Below are 21948 nucleotides of genomic sequence, written 5' to 3'. Positions count from 1 at the left end.
TGCTTTTTGATGTGAAGAGCGTTTCATGAGAAAGTCTTGGAACGGATAGCCGCAAGCACAGCCGGAAGCTGGTCATACGTGTACGCCGGTACTGTCTCTTGATAATTAAGCGCCGCGATTTGTTTACGTTCACCCGGGTTTGTCATATAAAAATGGATTTTATCCGCAAAATCCGCAAGCCCGCTGTAAGAAACAAAGGATGAAAACGGGGGCGCGGGAGAAAGGTCTGTCAGCTGAAAGGCCTGACAAGCCGCAATGTCTAAGCTTCTCGTATTTAAACTGATATTTTCGATGCCGCGTCCGTTCTGATTGAGCGCAAACCGATAAGAACGGTGAGGGTTTAAGACCACGTCTGCGCTGTTGTAATATAATGCGGCACGTTCGGGTGCAATCCATTCATCCATTACGAGCACATTTTGCTGCCTGGCGATTTTTTTAGGCAGATGTCTGCGCCATCCCTTCCCGATAATACGAAGCGTATACGGAAGCTTCGCCGCTGCTTTCACCAGTTCAACGCGGTTCGGGTACGGGTATCCGATCAGAAGCAGATTTGTGTGAAGAGAAGATTCAGCAGGTTGTTTCTTAAAAAGCCGCTGATTAACGGGGATCGGGACATAATATACGTGCTGTAAGCCCATTTGCCGGTAAGCATCAAGCGCGTTTTGTTCTATCGTTAAAACGGCATCGGCGAAAGGGGCGATTGTCATGCTCACATCGAAATAAAAAGGATCTTCCGTCATCCATAGATAAACGGGAATCTGTTCTGTCTTCAGCCATTGAAGCCATTCAGACGGAATACGGTCTCCCGTCATCATCAGACTGATGTCTGGTTTGAATGCCCGTATACTGCGGATGGTATCTTCCTCAAACTCAGAAACAGAAAAAAAGCGGACGGAAGACTGTAAAAAGCCTTCCTCGATCCAGCGGTCAAAATACGTGTATATGCCTTTATATCCTGAACGGATATATAAAACGTTCATATGCTGTTACGAAGTGAACGTGACACTTTCAACTTTGTCGACGTCAAGCAATGTTGTAGCAGAGCCTGCCGGTGTAACGGAATTTTCCTGCGTAACAAAAACGATTCCGTGAATTTCGTCAAAGGCAACAAATTGAACCGGGCCGATCATGTCTCCTGAATCCATCACAATGCTGATGACAGTGCCGGGCTGAATTCTTGCAAAAATCCATCTCGCCGCTAATGAAATACCGCTTCCCAATACAGATTGTGCGCTGAGACTGTCTTTCACCGCTGCTTCATCTACTTTTGCATCAATTGCCGCTTCCAATAATTCTTTTACGCTGTTTTTCACGTTATCTCCTCCATCTGTACCGCTAGATAAAGCGCTGTTGTCAAATACAGGGGCTAAAAGAGTTTTCAATAAGTTCTTTTTAAGCTCCAAACGATCTTCGCTCATGCGAACATACACCTCCTTTAACAATTTCAACCTCACGTTTATTCATATTCCTGATTGAAGAGATTGGTATAAGTCGAATGCCGTTTTGCTTGTGTTTTTTTCAATATTTAATCAAACAGCTGAATTTTCGAATCAGGCTTTGTTTGCCTATGCGGTTTGTAAGAGTATGACATACGTTGTATAGATTAAAAAATGAAGGAGAGGAATACTTTGGATTCAGAAGAAACTGTAAAACACGGGGGTTTTGAGGAGGAATTTCAGCTCGTACTGCTTCTTCTTCTTTTGTTATCCCGTCAGCCGTCCGGAGATCATTCAGATTTGCGGCGTCAGCTTGTAATGGCAAAAGAGCTTGGGGTTCCTGTATCACGCGTCAATCTGATTAACGGCAGCACACTGCAAAACGTAATAGTCAAAGAAGTGCTGTCAGATTTGGCCGTTTTTCAAAATCCGCTCAATCATACGAGATCAAACGTCGCGATTTCAAGCATCGTCAGCTGGGGTGCTTTTTAATAACGGATATCAGGCTCTGTCTCTTTCGGAGCCGTTTTTTATGTTTTACAGAAGGGGTGATGGGATGGAAAAGAAGATCTCAATTATCTTAACGAGTTACAACAAACCGGATCTTGTGAAACAGGCGATTGAAAGTGTTTTGCATCAGACCTACAGCAATTGGGAGCTGTTTGTGATGGATGATCATTCAAATGAAGAAACCTCGGCTGTCATCAGTACGTATATAAAAGATCCTCGCATATATTATGACAACAGTTTTATCAATCCTGCCGAACGGCTGAAGTCCACCCGGTATGCCGTTTTGATTAATGATGCGCTTTCACGGGCTAAAGGCGAATACATCACTTATTTGACAGACGACACCGTATTTCATCCGGATAGGCTCAGCCGCATGGCGGAAGCGCTTAATCAATACAGCGAGTTTGATGCCGTCTATTCCAGCCAGAAGGTGATACATGTAAACGGGCGCGGAACAGAACAATTCCACTTCTATCGTTTTGCTGAAGAGGTGCTTGATCAGGCCGCTTTTCTCGTTGATCACTGTTCAGTGATGCACCGGAGATCATTGCTTGAGCGTGTGAAAGAGAAGTTCGGCAGCTTTTGGGACGAAGATGTTATGCATTGGAATCACGGAGACTCTGTTTTTTGGAGCAGGCTCAACACATTTACATCATTTCTGCCGATAAAAGAAGTGTTGGATACGACCTATAAAACACCCCACTCATTTCAGAACACGTATCAATCGCTTCCGTCTGTCCTGATCGACGGATCCTTTGTAAAGGGGACGGATCAGAAAGTATATCAGCTTGACCGAAATAAAAGGAAGCCTGTAAATGAGCGCTGGCATACGTTATATGAAGGCCGAACCGTCGTCATTCCGGATCCGTTTTTATTTCAATATGAGGAAGAGAACTCCGTCAGTATTCCGAATTTTCAGCTCGTCAGGGATCAGTTTCATGTTTATTTTATAGAAGACGGGGAGAAAAGACTGGTTGATCATAGCGCATTTCGCTTTTACCGATTTAAACGGCATGACATCCCGGCTTTAGAACGGGACGAAATACAAGCGCTTCCGGACGGTCCGCCGATCACCCGGGGGACATCGGGGTGTATTCAACATCTGCCCGGGAGAATGCTGTTTCGCATTGAACGGGAATTTTATGTTTATTTGAGAGGGGTTCTCCATCCGATCAGTCATGACGTAGCGAAACGTTTTTTTGCGAATCAGAAGGCGATACCCATTTCCTTTCAGCAAATTAAACAATTACCAATTGGAATGCCGTTCTATCCGGTGTACGATGAAATTATGAGAAATCTCAATATAACAAAAGGTTGAGAGATGCAGTTGGATGTGTAAGGAAAAGGAGAGCTTTTATGACCGATCAATTTGATAAAACCGAGAAGCAGTATATAGAGCTTACTTCCGGCATTCAGAGGTTCGAGCATTTCAGTGTATATACGGACCCTTTTTTGCCGCAGATTTTTTCGCATAACTTTGTTCAGCTGCACCGTATATTTCCGTTAGACAAACTGCTGCCGTTTTTTTCGTCCGTTCCGGGCTTGCTTCAAGCCAATTATATTCATGTGAAAGCGGCTCCGGAGCACGCGTTTCCGCTTCTTCTGAAACAAAATCTCGTAAAGCAGGGCTGCGTAGTGGAAGATGAGCTGTTTTTTGCAAGGAAACTGGAAAATGGGGACCTGCAGGCGGGACACCCGCTCACTGCTTGGGGGACGGAAAAGAGCCTCGCCGACGGGTCGTCTATTATGAACATCTATGACGCCCTTTACATTGGCGAGGCGGCGGCCGAACAAAAGCTTGAGCGGAAATATCCTTTGTATAAGGACGGAACGGTCATGCTTGTTGTGTGCTACAGCGACGCCTCGCAAACGATTCCGATCGGCTGCGGAGAGCTTTTCATCAACAAAGCAGATAAAACCGCAAAAATAGAAGAAGTCGCAATTCTGGATCAATTCCAACGAAAAGGCTACGGATCGATATTGATGAATGAGCTGATGGCGGCGGCAAAGCTGAACGGCATGGAAACCGTATACCTTGTGACGTCCGGGATGGACGGTGTAAACCGCTTTTATGAAAAACTCGGCTTCAAAAGATTTCGGCGCGTGCATACAATTTTTCATTATTTTCTTACATAGTTGGGCATTCGCATAAACCAATTGGGAGTTGGCCCGCATACAATGCCGTATATCGTAAGAAGAAAGGATGATTTGCGTATGTACGGATACGGATATGGCTACGGTTGCGGCAGTTTTGGCTATGGTTACGGGCACGGCGGCTGCGGAGGCGGAACCAGCACTTTTGTGCTGATCGTGGTATTGTTTATTTTATTAATCATCGTCGGTGCGGCTTTTATTTGTTAGACTGAAAAAAATCCTATAATGAAAATCAGCCTGCAGAGAACATCACTTTCTGCAGGCTTTTTGTTATTTCCATGCTGAAAAATCAGCTTGAAAAACATTTTAATACATACTACCTTTCTGGAGAAGGGGGCGAAAATGTGAACATAACGATTGAAGAATTACCTGAATCCAGAATTGCTTATTTCCGAAACATCGGAGAGTATGGCGGAAAGCAAAACAAAGAACTGATGGAGGTCATTTAAAAACTGGGCGCAATTGAATGGTCTGCTTTGTCATTCTGTCATTTTAGGAATTCCGCAAGATCATCCGAATCGTACTCCTAAAGAGAAATGCCGCTATGATGTTTGTCTTGTTATCAATCAAGACCATGTGCCTGAACCAGCCCGGATCGGTACATTTTCCGGAGGGAAGTACGCTGTTTTCTTGCTTGATCATACAAAAGAGGCAGTCAGTGGATTTTGGAACACTGTTTTTTCTGAGATCGAAAAAAATAATTTATCAATCAGAGAGCAGCCCATTATCGAAAGGTATACTTTACAAAAGGTGAATCATCATTTGTGTGAAATATTGATTCAATACGGTAAAGAAGACGGGAATTTTCCGCCTTCTGCTTATACTGATTCAGATCAAAAATGATGTGATAATGAGCTGAGCAAAGAATAAAATCAACAATAGGAATAGAATTTCCAGAACGCTTTTCAGGCTGTCGGGACATCTCCGGCAGCCTGTTTTACAGAAAGGTATTTTCTGCAAAAAACTTTCTGAAGGATAAGAATGCGGTTATTCATCTGTTCATACAATGAAGCAAATGGGTTTTCGAGGTGGAAAGATATGGGGAGCTATTTAATCAAACCGGAGCTTGACGGGAATTATCCGTCAGTCAGTCATGGAAAGGGATCATATGTGTATGATCAGGAGGGGAACAAGTATCTTGACGGAGCATCGGGGGCGGTCACTTGCAATATCGGCCACGGCACGGAGGATATTATACAAGCTTTAAAAGAGCAGCTTGACTCTGTTTCGTTTGTGTATCGCTCGCAATTCACCAGTACTCCGGCAGAAGAACTGGCTTTATTTCTGGCGGATCATCTGCCGGGCGGGCTGAATTGGTCATTTTTTGTAAACAGCGGCTCAGAGGCAGTCGAAACAGCGATGAAAATGGCCGTTCAATATTGGCAGGAAAAAGGGCAATACCAAAAATCCGTCTTTCTATCAAGATGGGGCAGTTACCACGGCATTACTTTGGGAGCGCTTTCATTATCGGGGTTCTACGAACGGAGATACCGCTTCACCCAGTTGCTCGAACGGTTTCCTGCCGTTTCAGCGCCTAATATGTATCGTTCAGAGCTGCAGGGAGAGGAATTTGTGAAAGCTGCGGCGGCTGAACTGGAAACGGCTGTTCAGCGGATCGGTTCCTCATTTATCGCGGGATTTGTCGCAGAACCGATTGTCGGAGCAGCCGGGGCGGCCATCACTCCGCCGGCAGGTTATTATGAAGCGCTTGAGGAGGTCTGCCGCCGGCACGGTATTTTGTTTATCGCGGATGAAGTCATGACGGGGCTCGGGAGAACAGGGCGGATGCTTGCTTCTGAGCATTGGGGGATCGCACCTGATATCGCGGTGCTCGGAAAAGGGTTAGGCGCCGGTTACGCTCCGATAGCGGCAGCTGTTGCGTCTGATGACATCATTGAAACGATCAAGCGGGGCTCCGGGGTCATTATGAGCGGACATACGTACAGTGCCAACCCATACTGTGCAAGAGCTGCGCTTGAAGTGCTTCGCTATGTTAAGAAACACGAGCTGCTTCGGCAGTCAGAGGAGAAAGGCGTAATGCTGAAGCGGAAATTAGAAGAAATCAAAGAGCGCAGCGGGGTGATTGGGGATGTCCGCGGTAAAGGCCTCCTGATCGGGGTTGAATTCGTTAAGGATAAAACGACGAAGGACGTTTTTTCGAAAAAACAGGCCTTCACCGAAAAAATCATTAAAGCGGCAAAAAAACGGGGCCTGCTTATTTACCCTGCAAAGCCCGGTATTGACAGCGGAGAAGGAGACGCCGTCATCATCGCCCCGCCGTTCACGATTTCATATGCCGAGCTGGATGAGCTGTCAGATCTATTTTCCCAGGCTACAGAAGAAGTTGAAAAAATGATGAAGAAGGATTGAGCTGATATGTCTATTTTTCATAAAAAAATCGATATTCATGAAGCAATTGCCGATGTCAAGGACGAATCTGTCATCATGTTCGGCGGTTTTGGGGGAGTGGGTTCACCTCCGTCATTAATCGAAGCGATTTTGGAAAGCGGCGTTAAAGAGCTGACCGTCATCTGCAATGATGCCGGATTTCCGGAAATCGGCATCGGTCCGCTTATCGTTCATAAGCGGGTAAAAAGGCTGATCGCTTCCCATATCGGCTCAAATCCTGTCGCAGGCAGACAAATGACTGACGGAGTGCTTGAGGTGGAATTTTCGCCGCAAGGGACGCTTGCTGAACGGATTCGCGCAGGCGGAGCGGGGCTAGGCGGTATTTTAACTGATATCGGCATTGATAACGCAACCGTTTGTGAAAACAAAGAAACCGTAACGATTGACGGAAAGTCCTATTTAGTTGAAAAAGCGCTGACGGCTGACTTTGCTTTTGTGTCGGCGCATACTGCTGATGAATTCGGGAATCTGACGTTTGACAAAACGGCGCGCAACATGAACCCTCTGATGGCTGCCGCGGCCGAAAGAACATTTGCCGAGGCGGAAGAGATTGTGCCTGCCGGCGAACTTGACAGCGAGCATATTGTAACGCCGGGCGTTTTCGTGGAGGGTGTCGTGCAAAGTGAAGGAGTGAAGTGGAGATGGGCTTGGGAATAGCGGAAAGAGAGAGTATCGCGAGGCGGGCCGCCAGTGAAGTTACCTCAGGAATGATCGTCAACTTGGGGATCGGCATTCCTTCTTTAGTGCCGAATTTTCTGCCGGCCGGCATGGAGGTAATGCTGCAGGCGGAAAACGGCGTCCTCGGGATCGGCGGCAGTCCGGAGCGCGGAGAGGAGGATGAGCTTTTATGCAATGCGGCCGGATTTCCTGTCAGTACAGTTAAGGGAGCTTCCTATTTTGATTCAGCTCTGTCTTTTGCCATGATCAGAAAAGGGCTGATAGATATTACCATTTTAGGCGCGCTCCAAGTCAGCAGGACAGGTGATCTCGCCAATTGGCTCGTGCCGGGGAAAAAAGTGCCCGGAATGGGCGGGGCGATGGAGCTTGCCCAAGGCGCGAAAAAAGTGGTTGTCGTCATGAGCCACACCGATCAGAAAGGCCGGCCGAAGCTTGTCGAAAGCTGTTCGTTGCCGCTTACAGCAGCGGGCTGTGCAGATCTCATCATTACAGAGAAAGCCGTCATCAGCATAGATGATGGGGCTTTTGTTCTTGAGGAACTGCTGAATGGCACGACCATAGACGATGTCATTCAAACAACGGATGCCGAGGTCAGATTGGGAGAATTTTTTCTTAAAAGGGGGCCTGTCCATGGATCAATTAGAAAAGAAAGTCACTGAGTGGGCGGAAGAAAACACAGCAAAAGCGGTAAGCTTGCTGAAACGGCTGATCGGGGAAAAAAGCACGTTCGGCCATGAATTTAACGCACAGGCAGTCGTTTTAGAAAAACTGAGACAGTTTGACATGGATATTGATGTATGGGAGCCGAGTGTCAAACATTTGAAAGAGCATCCTTATTTCGTATCGGAACGCGAAGACTTCCATGAAAGCCCGAATATCACAGCTGTAAAGAAAGGGGCCGGGGGCGGAAGATCACTGATACTGAACGGGCATATTGATGTTGTCCCGGAAGGAAATCCCGCCGCATGGACGTATGAACCGTTTACCGCTGTTGAAAAGGACGGCAAAGTTTACGGCCGCGGGTCAACGGATATGAAAGGCGGCAATACAGCCCTCTTGTTTGCGTTAGAAGCGCTTGAAGCCTGCGGGATTACATTAAAAGGAGATGTTCTGTTTCAAAGTGTCGTAGATGAAGAGTGCGGCGGCGCGGGAACACTGGCGGCTGTTATGAGGGGCTACAAGGCTGACGGGGCGCTTATTCCCGAACCGACTAATTTAAAGCTGTTTGTTAAGCAGCAAGGGTCTATGTGGTTCCGCATTACGGTAAGGGGATTGTCCGCACACGGCGGCACCCGCTATGAAGGGGTGAGCGCCATTGAAAAAAGCCTGCATGTCATCACAGCCCTTAAAGAGCTTGAACACGTCCGCAACGCCCGTATCACAGACCCGCTTTATCGGGACGTTCCGATTCCGGTTCCCATTAATATCGGCACCGTCCAAGGGGGAACGTGGCCATCATCGGTAGCTGACCGTGTGGTGATAGAAGGCAGGTGCGGAATAGCGCCGGATGAAACGCCCGAAGCAGTAAAAGAAGAGCTGGCAAGCTGGCTGAAAGATTTGGAGTACCGGGATGAATGGTTTAAACACCACCCCGCGGAAATAGAATGGTTTGGGGCTCAGTGGCTTCCGAATGATCTCCCGGATGAGCATCCGCTGATTTCCGCTCTGGAATCTTCTTTTGAGAAAATGAAAGGGGCAAAACCGGTTCGTGAAGCGTCCCCGTGGGGAACGGACGGAGGGCTTTTGCAGCACGCGGGACAGACGCCGGTCATCGTCTTCGGGCCGGGAGAAGTCAAGGCGGCGCATCAGGCGAATGAATACATTGAAATCCGGGCGTTAATCGATGCCGTCAAAATCATTTCTCTTTTTATCATGGAATGGTGCGGGGTGGCAGATGGGGGTGACGGAGCTGATAAAGGAACTGAGGGCTGAAAAGGGAGCGGCCGAGATTGATGCAGACCGTTTCAATGAGCGGCTCAGAGTCATTCGTTATGACGGACAGATCACGGCGCTTATTCCGGCCGTTTTGGCAGAAGCAAAGCAAGAAGGAGCCCAAAAGGTAATTTTCTTTGCCAAGCGCGGCGATGAGCCGGAATTTGTCAAGCATCTTTTTATTGTTGAGGGTGTCATAGACGGGTATTACAACGGGCATGAGGCTGTTGTGATGGTGCGCTATTTAGCAGAGGAACGGAGACGGTCAGATTCATATGTATCAGAAGATTCGACTGTTGACCGTTTATATGAGACACCGCGGCGGGGACTGACTCAGACAGAAAGCGCGCTGATGTTCAGAAAAGCGGACGAAGATGATGCAGACCGTTTAACGCATTTATATAAACATGTTTTTCTTACCTATCCGACTCCTGTCTTTAATCCCCTTTATATTAAAAAAACAATGAGAGAAAACACCATCTATTATGCCGCATTCGATCAGGATCGTCTCATTGGGGCGGCAAGCGCAGATATCAATCCGGTATTGGGGCACGCTGAAATGACCGATTGCGCGGTTCTGTCAGATTACAGGGGGAACTCCGTAACGGCACACTTGTTTAAAGCGTTGGAGCAGGAACTCGCGGGCCGGGGAATCATCCATCTTTTTTCCTTGGCCCGTGCAGCGTCTTACGGGATGAATGCCGTTTTGTATCATGCCGGATACGGCTACAGAGGCAGGCTTGTGAACAACTGCCGCATTTCAGAAGGGCTCGAAAATATGAATATATGGTGCAAGACTTTACGTTTGGCCATTCATAAGGAGGAATTCGTTTGACAAACAAATGGTTTCAGCCGAAGCGTCATTGGAAGGAGATTGAATTGTGGAAAGATGTGCCGGAAGACAAGTGGAATGATTGGCTGTGGCAGCTCACCCATACTGTAAGAACCGTCGATGACCTGAAAAAAGTCATTCATTTGACCGAAGAGGAAGAAGAAGGCGTCAGGATGTCTGTAAAAACCATTCCCCTGAACATTACGCCTTATTATGCTTCTTTAATGGATCCCGATAACCCGAGATGTCCGATCCGCATGCAGTCCGTGCCGCTGTCAGAAGAAATGCACAAAACGAAATATGACCTTGAAGATCCGCTGTTTGAAGATGAAGATTCACCGGTTCCCGGTCTTACGCACCGCTATCCCGACCGCGTTCTTTTTCTGGTGACAAATCAATGCTCCATGTATTGCCGATATTGCACAAGAAGGCGTTTTTCCGGACAGATCGGAATGGGGGTGCCGAAAAAACAGCTTGATGCGGCCATCGCTTACATTCGGGAAACGCCGGAAATCCGTGACTGCCTGATTTCCGGCGGAGACGGGCTTTTAATCAACGATCAGATTCTGGAATATATTTTAAAAAACCTGCGTGACATTCCCCACCTTGAAATTATCCGGATCGGAACGAGAGCACCCGTCGTATTTCCGCAGCGGATAACAGATAACCTTTGTCAGATTTTGAAAAAGTATCATCCGGTCTGGCTGAACACTCATTTTAATACGAGCATCGAACTGACGGAAGAATCGGTTGCGGCGTGTGAAAAGCTCGTTAACGCAGGTGTTCCGGTCGGTAACCAGGCCGTTATTTTAGCAGGCATTAACGATTCGGTGCCGATTATGAAAAAACTCATGCATGATTTAGTGAAAATCCGCGTGCGTCCGTATTATATTTATCAATGTGATTTGTCAGAGGGGATCGGCCATTTCAGAGCGCCTGTGTCGAAAGGGCTGGAAATCATTGAAGGACTGAGAGGCCACACAACGGGCTTTGCCGTGCCGACCTTTGTCGTCGACGCCCCGGGCGGAGGCGGTAAAATCGCCCTGCAGCCGAACTACTTGCTCTCCCAAAGTCCGGAGAAAGTTGTGATCAGAAACTTCGAAGGGGTGATTACATCTTATCCCGAGCCGGAAAACTATATCCCGAATCAAGCCGACGACTATTTTGAATCTGTTTTTCCGGGAACGATGGCCAAACGCGAGCCGGTCGGACTGAGCGCCATTTTCGCGGACAAAGAGGTTTCGTTCACACCGGAAAATGTATCGAGGATCGATAGAAGGAAAACGTTTACATCCAACCCTGATCATGAAACGCTGAAAGACCGCAGGGAAAAAAGAGATGAATTGAAAGAAAAGAAATTTATTGCACAGCAAAAGAAAGAGCAAAAAGCAGGATCGGAAGTCGGAGGTGAGTCGCCGTGAAGCCATGCGAGTGGTGCGGCAATCAGAAGGCGTCAGCTTGTCAGGCGGCTGTGTACTGGGAGCTTCCTGACGGTACGAGGGCCATAGAAATTACAGAAACACCCGCATTCGCCTGTCCCTCCTGCGGCATGACTTATCAGGAGGAAGCGGTCATAGCGGAAATCGAAAATCAGCTTTTTTTAGTCAATGCAAAAAAATTACCGGAAACACTCACATATCAAGAGCTGATGGGGACAGAACGGATCTTGAAACGGAATTATTTTGACTTCTCCTAGTCTTCTTTTGTTGTAATTTCACACTTGAATTGTATAATAGTACAACAAAAGACAGTCATCAGGAGGGGAAACCCATGAAATCCTTTTATCACTATTTGATGAAATACAGGCATCCCAAGCCGCAGGACGCAATCAGCCAGTTTGCGAATCAGGCATACGAAGATCACGGCTTTCCGAAAACGTCAAGCGATTATCACGAGCTCAGTTCTTATTTAGAACTGAGCGCCGACTATTTAGAAACGATGGCGACATTTGATGAAGCTTGGGAAAAATATGAGACCGAGGTGCATCACGCCTGACGAAAAACCGCACATTGTGCGGTTTTTTTCTGTTGAAATCACTCGCTTATGAGGTGCCGTATGATCAAATCCCGCAACGCCGTCCGTTTTGATCAGCACGTAAACACATCTTCCTGACGGCACGTATCATAAGGCAGGAGAATGTATAGCTGCAGAGTTCACCGGATCAGGCCTGCTGCCGGCGGGGTCCCGGGTAAGGAATCGCTTTTCACGGAGAAATAATCAAACATTTAAATGAAGTGAGGGGAATCAAATGATCCATTAGGTAAGACTGATGAGGCACTGACGTTTGGACGGAATAGGGGATTTTATGTGACAAGGTTGAAGCGGATTGAAGTTGTGCCTTCATTGAAAGCCGAAACGAGTTTGGTTGTTTATGATAAACAAGCCATTGCAAATATGCAGCCGGAATTGGATCTCCCTACACCTTCGATGATGTGTTTCGCGGCAAATCTTGAACATCACGGCGGTGATATTGTCAACATGCCTTCGGGCCGGGTATTTACCTTTGCGTCGTAGAGAAAAAACAAAAACTCATTCAAAATAGGCGCTTTTTGTCTCAGCACTGTTACTGCTCAGTCGATCGAGAGCGGAATGTCATCAGGCGCTTCTGTTACGGTAAGTGAAAAAACGCACAAGCATGTTGCGGTTTTTGCCATTTTGAACAGGTGCAGAAATAGATATTTCCTGTGGTTTTCATGCCCATGCGAAATGATGGCGGCCGGCATACGATAGCGTATGACAGTCCGCGGCAAGGGGGAGACAGCATGAAGCCAGATAAACCGAAATTTCAAGTGGGAGACATCGTGGTCGTCGTGATGTACGGAACCGTCGGCACCATTACGAAGGTTCATCAAATTGATAAACATTATCTTTACGAAGTCAATCATAATGAAGTGCTTTATTTTGAATCGTCCATCCAGCTTTATAAAGATTATGAGGGCGTGATCGTCGATATGGAAAAATTGGATATTGAATATGAATTTCTGATCGGCGACGTAGTATATGTAAAGGACTACGGAAAGGAATTATTCCGTGTCATCGGCCACAGAACTGAAATATGGAGATATTTAGAGGATGGCTGGGAGGATATTATTTATGAGCTGACTCGGCTGAAAGACGGAGAGTGGCTTGAAACGGAGGAAGAGGATCTCACGCTGGTTCTGAGAAAATATGAAATGGATCAGTTTGTGCATCAGCTGCTGTTTGTCCACTATGTTGGGGAAGCATCTCATGAGATCGGCGAGGATACCGTCGCGTCTGCTCTTCTTCAGTTTGAAGGCGATGCTGATGATCCCGATGCCCTGCATGTGCTGGCGGTATCGATTGTAGATGAGCTGCTTGATATTTATAACGATTATAAGATTCTTTATCATTTGTTCGGTGACGAAGAATATAAAGATATGATGAATTTTGTGTTGGAAAGCCTGCGGGAGCATTTCAGCTAGCCGGCAAAAAAACGGACGGTGACATATAAAAACCAGGGCAGACAGCCGGCAAAGATGACAAACGACATTCCTTTCAGCACTTTTTTCAATACGATATCAAATCCATCTCCGTCCAATAAAGCCATCATTTTCGTCATCATCTTTTCTCCCTCCGGGGCTTGTTTTTTAAAAGTATATGAGCGGACAAAGCGTTTAGAACTTTCGGGTATAATTTGAACGGTTTTTTCATAAAACATAAAAAAGGAGGCGGTGTTTGCATGAAAGAAATAGATCTTGTGATTGACACAGAAGAAATAGCTGATTATTTTTACAGTCAGCTTGCTATGCGCGGGTACATACCGAGTGAAGAGGAAATCTTCGAAATAGCCGACATCACCTTTGATTATTTATTAGAAAAATGTATGATAGACGAAGAGCTTGATGAAGACTGAAACTGCGGAACCGAAGTGAAAAAGCTTCGGTTTTTTCAATCGGCTCGGGAGAATGTAACATGGGGGGAAAACGTTGTACAAGCCAGCAAGTCTTTTCGCATTGTTTATTCTGCTCGCAGCAGCGATCCGGATAGAAGCCGTCCGGACTTTTGATGAGCGTGTGATAGAAGCGGCTGTCAGGATCAGGGCTGCCTGGCTGAATGAATTGATGTTATGGATAACGGAGCTCGGCACGACCGCGGTGCTTTTGCCGCTTCTTCTTTTGACAGGCGCGGCTCTGTATATGTACAAAAAAACGCCGGATGTTGTTTTTTTGCCGCTTCTCTTTCTAATTGAACGGATTGTAAACATAAAAATAAAAGAATTGATTGAAAGAGCCAGACCCGCTTTTGAACCGCTCGTCCATGAAACCTCATACAGTTTTCCGAGCGGCCACTCCATGAATTCGGCAGTGATGTATCCCGTCATCGCTTACTTTTTGATCAAGCATGTTCCGTTTTTTACGAAAAGAAAGCGGGCCGTCACCGTCTTTACCGGAGTTCTCGTCATTCTGATCGGACTCAGCAGAATTTATTTGGGCGCGCATTTTCCGACGGATGTCCTTGCCGGATTCAGTCTCGGACTTTGCCTCGTTTCGCTTTTTGCGCTCTTTGACGAAAAGTATCATCCGTTTCGACAAAAATAGAGACAGGAAAAATGAGAAAAAACGCTAATACTATTAAGAAATAAGAGGGAGGGATCTTGATGCTGTTATCGCTGCCCGTGTTCAAAAAAAAGACTTGCGCCTATGATGTGACGATTTTTCAAACACCCCGCTACGGCGAGAAAAAGGGATACAGGGTCGTCTATCGGACAGAGCTGGCCGCTGACAATCATCAAGACGCACTGGAAAGGGCATTTTCTGTTTTTAATGTGCCTGATACGGTCCCAAACGACTATCAAGCCAGATTCATAGCGACCGGAGATGTCATACTCATAGACGAAGGAAGAAAAGGAAAGACCTATTACAGGCTTAACCCTGCGGGATGGAGCAAAATTAACCGGCTGCTCGTCCAGCCGAGGTAAGACGGGGCCGGCTGAATCTTCAGCCGGCTTCCGTATTGTCTGGGAAAGACAGTGTTAAGGCTTCCGTTTAGCGGCGGAATGCTCTTTTCCATGCGCTTCATCAGCTGCAATGACGTCTGAAACGGGCACGTGATTGTTCTTTTTCTGGCCGGTCACCCGGTTGCGCTGTTTTTTGCCCATTATGTTCACTCCTTTTTCTTTAGGCTTGTCATCCCGCATATTCTGCCCAAGATCGCCCTGATCATGCTGATGATTGTCTCTTACCGTTATTCAGTGTACAATGGGTGGGAGTTTGAATAGGCAGGAGGAAAAGGAAATGAGTGTACATATAAACGCAGAAAAAGGCCAAATTGCGGATACAGTGCTTTTGCCGGGAGATCCGCTCCGAGCGAAATTTATTGCGGAAACTTATCTTGAAAATGTGGAATGCTATAATGAAGTCAGAGGAATGTACGGATTTACGGGTACATATAACGGCAAAAAAGTATCAGTCCAAGGCACCGGCATGGGTGTTCCGTCTATCTCTATTTATGTGAATGAACTGATTCAAAGCTATGATGTTCAAAACTTAATCAGAGTCGGCTCATGCGGAGCCATCCGTAATGACGTGAAGGTGCGTGACGTGATTTTGGCTATGACGTCTTCAACGGATTCACAGATGAACCGTGTCGCCTTCGGCAGTGTAGATTATGCTCCTTGCGCAGACTTCGAACTGCTTCATAAAGCGTACCAGGAAGCGCAAAAAAACAATCTTCCCGTAGCGGTCGGAAGCGTATTCACCGCCGATCAGTTTTACAATGAAGACTCCCAAATCGAAAAGCTTGCCAGATACGGCGTCCTCGGCGTAGAGATGGAAACGACTGCTTTATATACGCTTGCCGCTAAATACGGCAAAAAAGCGCTGTCTATCCTGACTGTAAGCGATCACGTATTAACGGGAGAAGAAACAACGGCAGAAGAGCGTCAAACGACTTTTCATGATATGATTAAACTGGCGCTGCATACTGTTTCGTAAACTTGAGATGAGGGTCCTGCTGATTAAAGCAGCCCTCTTCTTTATGCATCGCCCTGATTCAAAAAAAGAAAGGTAAGTGTAAAATGAAGAAATCCACTAAATGGTTCTCGCTCGCTGCCGCTCTCAGCGTAACCGCAATCGTGGGAACCGGCTGCAGCATTTCAGGCGGCGACAGCCACAAGGACACAAAAACAGCAGCTGAAACAAAACAATCAGATGACACATCAAGCAAAAAAACAACGAAGGCAGAAAACAGCGATTTTGTATTGGAGAGCAAATATTTTAATGATATTAAAGAAGTGAACGGGCTTGAGACCATTCAAAACCCGACAAATACACTTGCGCTCGTGAATAAGACATACACGCTGCCGGGAGATTATAAACCGAATGATCTCGTGATCCCGAAAGTCGAATTTTCTTTTACTGAGAAAATCGAGAAACGATATATCCGCAAACCTGCCGCCGATGCTTTGGCGGAACTATTCAGCGCCGGGAAAAAAGAAGGTTATGACCTGGTTGCCGTTTCAGGATACCGCTCTTATGACAGACAGAAAGTTATTTTCGATAATGAAGTCAGTCTGAAAGGTGAAAAAAAGGCGAAAGAAGCCGTCGCATATCCAGGCCAAAGCGAACACCAGACGGGGCTTGCCATGGACATTTCCAGCAAAAGCAACGGGTATGAGCTGAATGAAGCGTTCGGAAACACGGCGGACGGCAAATGGGTGAAAGACCATGCGTATGAATACGGCTTTATCATCCGCTATCCTAAAGGCAAAGAAAATGTCACAAAGTATGAGTATGAACCATGGCATTTACGCTATGTAGGCAAAAAAGCGGCAAAAGCCATCCATGACCATCAATTAACGCTTGAAGAATATTTTAATGAAGTAAAGAAAGTGTAATAAGAAGAAGCCCGCTTGAAAAATAGAAAGCGGGCTTTCTTTATTACCAGAAGAGTAAACCTCCAAGCGCAAATCCGGTAATGAAACCAAGGCCGATACCGTAGGCTGCTCCCCAGCCTCCCCAGCCTCCCCAATAGCCGAACCCGTATCCTCTGTGACGGCCGCCGACAGGGGCGATATACACTTTGCTGTTAGTCACCCGTACGATTCTTCCGACGTGGACTCTGCCGTTTCGTTCTGTAATTCTTGCTACTTTTCCCTGGTGCTGCCGGCAAAGATGATAATAGTTTTGCATCTTTTCTCCTCCTATCCAACCTATCTTTCTATGTCAGCTTATGATAGAGTTCGGTAAAAAGGTTGGACGAAAACAGGAGGACAATTGCCGTTTTACTTGTAAGCGACAAAAGCGCAGTGTCCCATATATTCACGGTACGTCTGCATAAGCTCGTAATGAGCCGTCAGCGTATCGTAGTGAACCGGCTGAATAACGGGCGATAAATCCATTTCTGTAGTCGGCTCCTGCGCATTGTTTTCATAGACAGCGGGAATGAAATCCGCTTTCTGAAAGCCTTGCTGAAGCAATCTCTGTTTCCATGCCGTTTCATCCTGCAATACGGTAAAACCGTAGAAGTCTTTTATCTGCGTGATGGCGTTTTCCGGCATGGGCTTTTGTAAAGCAGCTTCAATGCCAATCAGCATACCCCCGGGTTTAAGGACCCGCAGGATTTCAGACAGCGATGAATCAAGATTTGAAAAGGTGAGAACTGATTCGGAAAGAACGGCGGAAAATTGATTTTCAGCAAACGGAAGCCGCTCAAGCTCCGCCAAATAGCCCGGAATGGTTAAGCCTTCAGCGGCAAATCGTTTTGCTGCTTTTTCAAGCATAAGGGGGTCCTTATCAACACAGGTGACGGGATACAGCAGGTGGCCGAGATAAGCGGCCGTCTGTCCCGTTCCGCAGCCGGCGTCAAGAATCGGTTCGCCAGGAGGAGGAGCCGCTTTTGTGAGAACGGCTTTGGAAAAAGCGAGCCCGCCGGGGTGAGCCCCTCCGACTCCGAATAAGGACAGCATTTCTAAATATTTGCTCAAAGGCCGAATCCTCCTTTTTTCCTCAGCATATGTTGAGAGAAAAGCATAGGTTTGGGTAAACGGGAAAGAAGGGCGCCTCACGTTTGAAGTTGACGAATGAGCGTTCGTCTATGATAATAATGTAAGAATAAAAAGGTGGTGTTTTCTTGAAGCGGCAATTTAAACTGTTTTTTGTTATATTGATCACCGCGGTCGCAGCCTCGGCGCTTACGCTGTTTATCACGGGCAATACGACCATTTTCGGACAAGGCTCGGCTGCTTTGACGAACAGCAAATTTGAGAAATTCAATAAAGCCTACGAACAGATTAAAAGTGATTACTATCAAAAAACAGATGACAGCAAATTAGTAGACGGAGCGATAAAAGGCATGATCAGTTCCCTGGATGATCCATATTCTTCTTATATGGACCCGCAGGAAGGAAAGTCTTTTGAAGAAACCATTTCCGCTTCGTTTGAAGGCATCGGCGCACAAGTGGAAGAAAAGGACGGCAGCATCCTGATCGTATCGCCGATTAAAGGGTCACCCGCGGAAAAAGCGGGGGTTAAACCGAATGACCAGATCTTGAAGGTCAACGGCAAAAGCGTTAAAGGCCTTAATGTAAACGAAGCCGTCGCATTAATCCGCGGCAAAAAGGGAACAAACGTCAAGCTCGTGCTGCACAGAGCGGGTGTCGGCGATCTGAACCTGTCGATCAAACGTGACACCATTCCGGTTGAAACGGTGTACTCTGAAATAAAAAAAGGAGACATCGGCGAAATCCAAATCACATCCTTCTCCGAATCGACGGCAAAAGAGCTGAATTCAGCCATTGACAGCCTCGAAAAACAAGGAGCGAAAGGATACATTCTCGATTTAAGGGGCAACCCGGGCGGACTGATGGATGAAGCCATCAAAATGAGCAACATGTTTATCGATAAAGGGAAAAATATCATGCAGGTCGAATACAAAGACGGCACGAAAGAGGTCATGAAAGCGACGAAAGAGCGCAAAGTGACAAAACCGACAGTCGTCCTCGTCAATGACGGCACCGCGAGCGCCGCAGAAATCATGTCGGCTGCGCTGCATGAATCATCGGGCATTCCGCTGATCGGCGAGAAAACGTTCGGAAAAGGAACCGTGCAGACGGCAAAAGATTACAGCGACGGTTCTACCGTTAAATTGACAATCGCTAAATGGCTCACAGCGGACGGAGAGTGGATTCATAAAAAAGGCATCAAACCGCAATATCAGGTTAAGCTTCCTGAATATGCAAACCTGCCGTATTTAGATGTGAAAAAAACATACAAATACGGGGATTCCGGAACCACCGTCACCAATGCGCAAAAAATGCTGAAAGCGCTGGGGTACAGCGTGAAAGTAAACGGCACGTATGATAAAGCATTTGAACAAGCCGTTAAACAATTCCAAGCAAAAGAGAAACTGAAACAAACAGGCATTATAAAGGGAGACACAACGGCAAAATTGATGACGGATCTGCAAAAACAGCTTGCGGACAACGATACACAAATGAAAAAAGCCGTTGAAACATTAAATAAGAATATGAAATAGTAAAAAACACCCGATGCGTCGCACGCGCATTGGGTGTTTTCTGTTTGCGAAAAGCCCGTCTTATGTCGTTTCCTGTTCAAAAAGGTGGCTGTTCGCCTGAATGAAAAACTGTGATTGCTCATAGTGATAGGTGACTTTTGAGAAGTCAAACGGCTGGCCGTTGGTTAAATGAAAAATCGTTTCAACGCAAAGCTTAGGCGCTCCTGTAAACAGACCTAAGTACTCCGCTTCTTCCTCATTTAACATCCCCGCGTACAGATATAAATCTGAAAAACCGCGCTTTAATCCGAGACCTTCTCTAATATAATCAAATATTGATTCTGCCACGATCTCTTTATTCAAATACGTAATAATCGATTTGTTGTAAAATGACTCTTCGATACACAATGTCAGCCCGTCAATATATCGGATTCGCTTGACATAATACACGTCGCCGTCAGGCGGCATATTCAGATTTTGGGCAGCCTCAGGCGTGGGTTTTCTCACTTCCAGCGCTAATAATTTGGAAGTGACATTAAAATCTTCAAGCGATTCTTTAAATCCCTGATTAGAAAGCAGACTGATATACCCTTTTCTTTTATTCCGTCTGACAAAAATGCCGCTTCCCCTCACTTGAAACACAATCCCCTTTTTTTCTAATAAATCTAAGGACTTGGTGATCGTGCTTTTGCTCACGTTAAACCGGGTCATTAAGGTTTGCAGCACAGGCAGTTTATCCCCTTGCTGCAGCTGATGTTCTTCTATGTATTTTTCAATATCTATCGCGATTTGCTGGTATTTTAACATATACATTCCTCATTCATTTATTGTCCCGCTTCTTTCAGAATTATAGCATAATCGTTTTTAAAAGCCATTTCGTAAATTAACTATAATTGTTTATGTATTGATAAATTATACCGGTACAATTATAATGTAAACGTATAATATGAAAATAAAGGCAGGAATTCTTCTGCACTTGCGAAGCGGATGCTTGAAGCGGCTGCAGTGCATTTATTCGGCATGCAAGCGGCAGTCAAATAAAGGAGGATATAAACGATGGGGACATTGCCAAAAGATTTTTTATGGGGAGGCGCTCTGGCCGCCCACCAATTTGAAGGGGGATGGAATAAAGGCGGCAAGGGGACGAGTGTAGTGGACGTCATGACGGCAGGCGCGCATGGTGTGCCCCGGAAAATAACAGATACAATTGAAGAGCGGGAATTTTATCCGAATCATGAAGCGATCGATTTTTATCATCGTTATAAAGAAGACATCGCATTATTCAGCGAGCTGGGTCTGAAATGTTTAAGAACGTCCATCGGCTGGAGCAGAATTTTTCCTAAAGGTGATGAAGCCGAGCCCAATGAGGAAGGATTGGCTTTTTACGACCGGGTGTTTGATGAATTGCTGAAACATGGGATTGAACCGGTAATCACGTTGTCACATTTTGAGATGCCGCTCCATTTGGCGAGGGAATACGGCGGTTTCAGAAACAGAAAAACAGTCGGATTTTTTGTGAAATTCGCTGAAGTGTGTTTTGAACGCTATAAACATAAGGTGAAGTATTGGATGACGTTTAACGAAATCAATAATAAGATGGATGTGAATAATCCGATCTTTTTATGGACGAACTCGGGCGTCGCCGTCAAAGAAAACGAAAACGCAAAAGAAGTCATGTATCAGGCCGGCCATCACGAACTGCTGGCAAGCGCATTGGCTGTTTCGAAGGGAAGGAAAATCAATCCCGAGTTCAGGATCGGCGCCATGGTATCACATGTTCCGATTTACCCGTACTCATCTCATCCCGATGATGTGATGCTGGCTGAAGAAACGATGAGACAGCGTTTTTTCTTCCCGGACGTGCAGGTTCGCGGATATTATCCAAGCTATGCGTTAAAAGAATTTGAAAGAGAAGGCTATCAGATACACTTTGAAGACGGTGATGAAGAGATTTTGAAAAACGGCCGAGTGGACTACCTCGGATTCAGCTATTACATGTCTACAACCGTAAAAAGTGATGTATCAAACGATAATACCGGGGATGTCGTAAACGGAGGATTGCCAAACGGCGTGGACAATCCTTATATTACAGCGAGTGATTGGGGCTGGGCGATTGACCCGACCGGTTTACGGTACACATTAAACCGCTTATACGACCGCTATCAGATTCCATTATTTATCGTGGAAAACGGATTCGGTGCCATCGACACATTAGAAGAGGACGGTTCAATTCATGACACAGCAAGAATTGAATATTTATCGTCACATATAAAAGCTTTGAAAAAAGCAATCACATATGATGGTGTGGATGTAATGGGCTATACACCATGGGGAATTATTGATATCGTGTCATTTACAACCGGAGAAATGAAAAAACGCTACGGCATGATTTATGTTGATCGGGATAATGAAGGCAACGGTTCAATGAGGCGGCTTAAGAAAGACTCATTTGAATGGTATAAAAAAGTGATTGAAACAAACGGTTCATATGTATCCTAAAGGTGTAAAAAGGGAAGGCTTCAC

Annotated in this window: 28 protein-coding genes and 1 pseudogene; 22 read left to right on the top strand and 7 right to left on the bottom strand. The window is 46.1% G+C overall.

Going from position 1 to position 21948, the window contains the following annotated elements; all coding sequences use genetic code 11:
• Positions 1-23: 23 nt before the first annotated feature.
• Positions 24-980 (bottom strand): DUF3880 domain-containing protein, encoded by a 957-nt coding sequence (locus tag NYE42_RS11000; protein WP_144664641.1) that lies wholly within the window; start codon positions 978-980, stop codon positions 24-26.
• A 6-nt stretch (positions 981-986) separates the two neighbouring features.
• Positions 987-1418 carry a hypothetical protein gene (locus NYE42_RS10995; protein ID WP_033574682.1) on the bottom strand — a complete coding sequence of 144 codons (432 nt, stop codon included), beginning with the start codon at positions 1416-1418 and terminating at the stop codon, positions 987-989.
• Positions 1419-1628: 210 nt separating this feature from the next.
• Here NYE42_RS10995 and cgeC point away from each other — a divergent pair, with 210 nt between their 5' ends.
• The 15 genes and pseudogenes from cgeC (at position 1629) to NYE42_RS10920 (ending at position 13394) form a co-directional block, all read left to right on the top strand.
• Entirely contained in the window at positions 1629-1928 is a 300-nt protein-coding gene (gene cgeC, locus NYE42_RS10990; protein WP_012117782.1) for a spore maturation protein CgeC, read from the top strand.
• A 64-nt stretch (positions 1929-1992) separates the two neighbouring features.
• Positions 1993-3264, top strand: coding sequence for a glycosyltransferase family 2 protein (locus NYE42_RS10985; RefSeq protein ID WP_342496951.1), 1272 nt, complete (start codon positions 1993-1995; stop codon positions 3262-3264).
• Positions 3265-3302: 38 nt separating this feature from the next.
• A complete protein-coding gene (locus NYE42_RS10980) occupies positions 3303-4082 on the top strand; it encodes a GNAT family N-acetyltransferase (protein ID WP_342496950.1) in 780 nt (259 codons plus the stop codon).
• Positions 4083-4160: 78 nt separating this feature from the next.
• Positions 4161-4307, top strand: a complete 147-nt coding sequence (locus NYE42_RS10975; RefSeq protein ID WP_014418145.1) for a YjcZ family sporulation protein — start codon at positions 4161-4163, stop codon at positions 4305-4307.
• Positions 4308-4444: 137 nt separating this feature from the next.
• A pseudogene (locus NYE42_RS10970) lies at positions 4445-4943 on the top strand (GyrI-like domain-containing protein).
• A 195-nt stretch (positions 4944-5138) separates the two neighbouring features.
• Complete coding sequence (locus NYE42_RS10965) at positions 5139-6470, top strand: aspartate aminotransferase family protein (protein ID WP_144664645.1); 1332 nt, start codon at positions 5139-5141, stop codon at positions 6468-6470.
• Positions 6471-6476: 6 nt separating this feature from the next.
• The gene (locus NYE42_RS10960; protein ID WP_144664646.1) at positions 6477-7166 is read left to right on the top strand and encodes a CoA transferase subunit A; all 690 of its coding nucleotides are present in this window, start codon (positions 6477-6479) and stop codon (positions 7164-7166) included.
• The gene (locus NYE42_RS10955; protein WP_144664647.1) at positions 7151-7846 is read left to right on the top strand and encodes a 3-oxoacid CoA-transferase subunit B; all 696 of its coding nucleotides are present in this window, start codon (positions 7151-7153) and stop codon (positions 7844-7846) included. The genes NYE42_RS10960 and NYE42_RS10955 overlap by 16 nt, the downstream gene beginning before the upstream one ends.
• Positions 7812-9119 carry a peptidase gene (locus tag NYE42_RS10950; protein ID WP_095284598.1) on the top strand — a complete coding sequence of 436 codons (1308 nt, stop codon included), beginning with the start codon at positions 7812-7814 and terminating at the stop codon, positions 9117-9119. The genes NYE42_RS10955 and NYE42_RS10950 overlap by 35 nt, the downstream gene beginning before the upstream one ends.
• Positions 9082-9954 carry a putative beta-lysine N-acetyltransferase gene (gene ablB, locus NYE42_RS10945; protein ID WP_052827562.1) on the top strand — a complete coding sequence of 291 codons (873 nt, stop codon included), beginning with the start codon at positions 9082-9084 and terminating at the stop codon, positions 9952-9954. Before NYE42_RS10950 ends, ablB begins: the two co-directional genes overlap by 38 nt.
• Positions 9951-11372, top strand: a complete 1422-nt coding sequence (ablA, locus tag NYE42_RS10940; RefSeq protein ID WP_031379013.1) for a lysine 2,3-aminomutase — start codon at positions 9951-9953, stop codon at positions 11370-11372. Before ablB ends, ablA begins: the two co-directional genes overlap by 4 nt.
• Positions 11369-11647: a YokU family protein gene (locus NYE42_RS10935; protein WP_122504071.1), complete on the top strand. Its 279-nt coding sequence runs from the start codon at positions 11369-11371 to the stop codon at positions 11645-11647. The genes ablA and NYE42_RS10935 overlap by 4 nt, the downstream gene beginning before the upstream one ends.
• Positions 11648-11721: 74 nt before the next feature.
• Entirely contained in the window at positions 11722-11946 is a 225-nt protein-coding gene (locus NYE42_RS10930) for a YozE family protein (protein ID WP_007407941.1), read from the top strand.
• A 312-nt stretch (positions 11947-12258) separates the two neighbouring features.
• Positions 12259-12465 carry a hypothetical protein gene (locus NYE42_RS10925; protein ID WP_144664648.1) on the top strand — a complete coding sequence of 69 codons (207 nt, stop codon included), beginning with the start codon at positions 12259-12261 and terminating at the stop codon, positions 12463-12465.
• Positions 12466-12713: 248 nt separating this feature from the next.
• Positions 12714-13394 carry a hypothetical protein gene (locus tag NYE42_RS10920; protein ID WP_003153690.1) on the top strand — a complete coding sequence of 227 codons (681 nt, stop codon included), beginning with the start codon at positions 12714-12716 and terminating at the stop codon, positions 13392-13394.
• On the opposite strand, the gene NYE42_RS10915 is transcribed toward NYE42_RS10920, so the two are convergent.
• The gene (locus NYE42_RS10915) at positions 13391-13534 is read right to left on the bottom strand and encodes a hypothetical protein (RefSeq protein WP_007407942.1); all 144 of its coding nucleotides are present in this window, start codon (positions 13532-13534) and stop codon (positions 13391-13393) included. The two genes, NYE42_RS10920 and NYE42_RS10915, sit on opposite strands and share 4 nt — an antisense overlap.
• Positions 13535-13651: 117 nt before the next feature.
• On the opposite strand from NYE42_RS10915, the gene NYE42_RS10910 reads away from it, so the two are divergent.
• The 3 genes from NYE42_RS10910 (at position 13652) to NYE42_RS10900 (ending at position 14890) form a co-directional block, all read left to right on the top strand.
• Complete coding sequence (locus NYE42_RS10910) at positions 13652-13825, top strand: YozD family protein (protein WP_003153696.1); 174 nt, start codon at positions 13652-13654, stop codon at positions 13823-13825.
• Positions 13826-13898: 73 nt separating this feature from the next.
• Positions 13899-14510 (top strand): phosphatase PAP2 family protein, encoded by a 612-nt coding sequence (locus NYE42_RS10905; RefSeq protein ID WP_338683636.1) that lies wholly within the window; start codon positions 13899-13901, stop codon positions 14508-14510.
• A 59-nt stretch (positions 14511-14569) separates the two neighbouring features.
• Positions 14570-14890, top strand: a complete 321-nt coding sequence (locus NYE42_RS10900) for a YodL domain-containing protein (protein WP_003153700.1) — start codon at positions 14570-14572, stop codon at positions 14888-14890.
• Between the two features lie 54 nt (positions 14891-14944).
• Here the strand turns inward: NYE42_RS10900 and NYE42_RS10895 are convergent, their stop codons facing one another.
• Positions 14945-15070, bottom strand: coding sequence for a hypothetical protein (locus NYE42_RS10895; protein ID WP_003153701.1), 126 nt, complete (start codon positions 15068-15070; stop codon positions 14945-14947).
• A gap of 136 nt (positions 15071-15206) precedes the next feature.
• Between NYE42_RS10895 and deoD the strand changes: the two genes are divergently transcribed.
• Both deoD and NYE42_RS10885 read left to right on the top strand, forming a co-directional pair.
• Positions 15207-15905, top strand: coding sequence for a purine-nucleoside phosphorylase (gene deoD, locus NYE42_RS10890; RefSeq protein WP_003153702.1), 699 nt, complete (start codon positions 15207-15209; stop codon positions 15903-15905).
• 83 nt (positions 15906-15988) lie between these two features.
• Positions 15989-16807, top strand: a complete 819-nt coding sequence (locus tag NYE42_RS10885) for a M15 family metallopeptidase (protein ID WP_007407945.1) — start codon at positions 15989-15991, stop codon at positions 16805-16807.
• A gap of 43 nt (positions 16808-16850) precedes the next feature.
• Here NYE42_RS10885 and NYE42_RS10880 read toward each other — a convergent pair whose 3' ends face one another.
• Positions 16851-17102 (bottom strand): hypothetical protein, encoded by a 252-nt coding sequence (locus NYE42_RS10880; RefSeq protein WP_007407946.1) that lies wholly within the window; start codon positions 17100-17102, stop codon positions 16851-16853.
• Positions 17103-17194: 92 nt separating this feature from the next.
• Complete coding sequence (locus NYE42_RS10875) at positions 17195-17896, bottom strand: class I SAM-dependent methyltransferase (RefSeq protein ID WP_007407947.1); 702 nt, start codon at positions 17894-17896, stop codon at positions 17195-17197.
• 146 nt (positions 17897-18042) lie between these two features.
• Between NYE42_RS10875 and NYE42_RS10870 the strand changes: the two genes are divergently transcribed.
• Positions 18043-19446, top strand: a complete 1404-nt coding sequence (locus tag NYE42_RS10870; RefSeq protein WP_352426459.1) for a S41 family peptidase — start codon at positions 18043-18045, stop codon at positions 19444-19446.
• Between the two features lie 60 nt (positions 19447-19506).
• Here NYE42_RS10870 and NYE42_RS10865 read toward each other — a convergent pair whose 3' ends face one another.
• Positions 19507-20232 (bottom strand): GntR family transcriptional regulator, encoded by a 726-nt coding sequence (locus NYE42_RS10865; RefSeq protein ID WP_015417645.1) that lies wholly within the window; start codon positions 20230-20232, stop codon positions 19507-19509.
• A 249-nt stretch (positions 20233-20481) separates the two neighbouring features.
• On the opposite strand from NYE42_RS10865, the gene bglA reads away from it, so the two are divergent.
• Positions 20482-21924, top strand: coding sequence for a 6-phospho-beta-glucosidase BglA (gene bglA / locus NYE42_RS10860; RefSeq protein WP_352426458.1), 1443 nt, complete (start codon positions 20482-20484; stop codon positions 21922-21924).
• Positions 21925-21948 lie beyond the last annotated feature (24 nt).

This window comes from Bacillus sp. FSL K6-2865 (assembly GCF_040311405.1).
GTDB classification, from domain to species: domain Bacteria; phylum Bacillota; class Bacilli; order Bacillales; family Bacillaceae; genus Bacillus; species Bacillus velezensis.
Note: the sequence above shows the minus strand (reverse complement) of the source record. Positions and strands in the feature narration are given on the sequence as shown.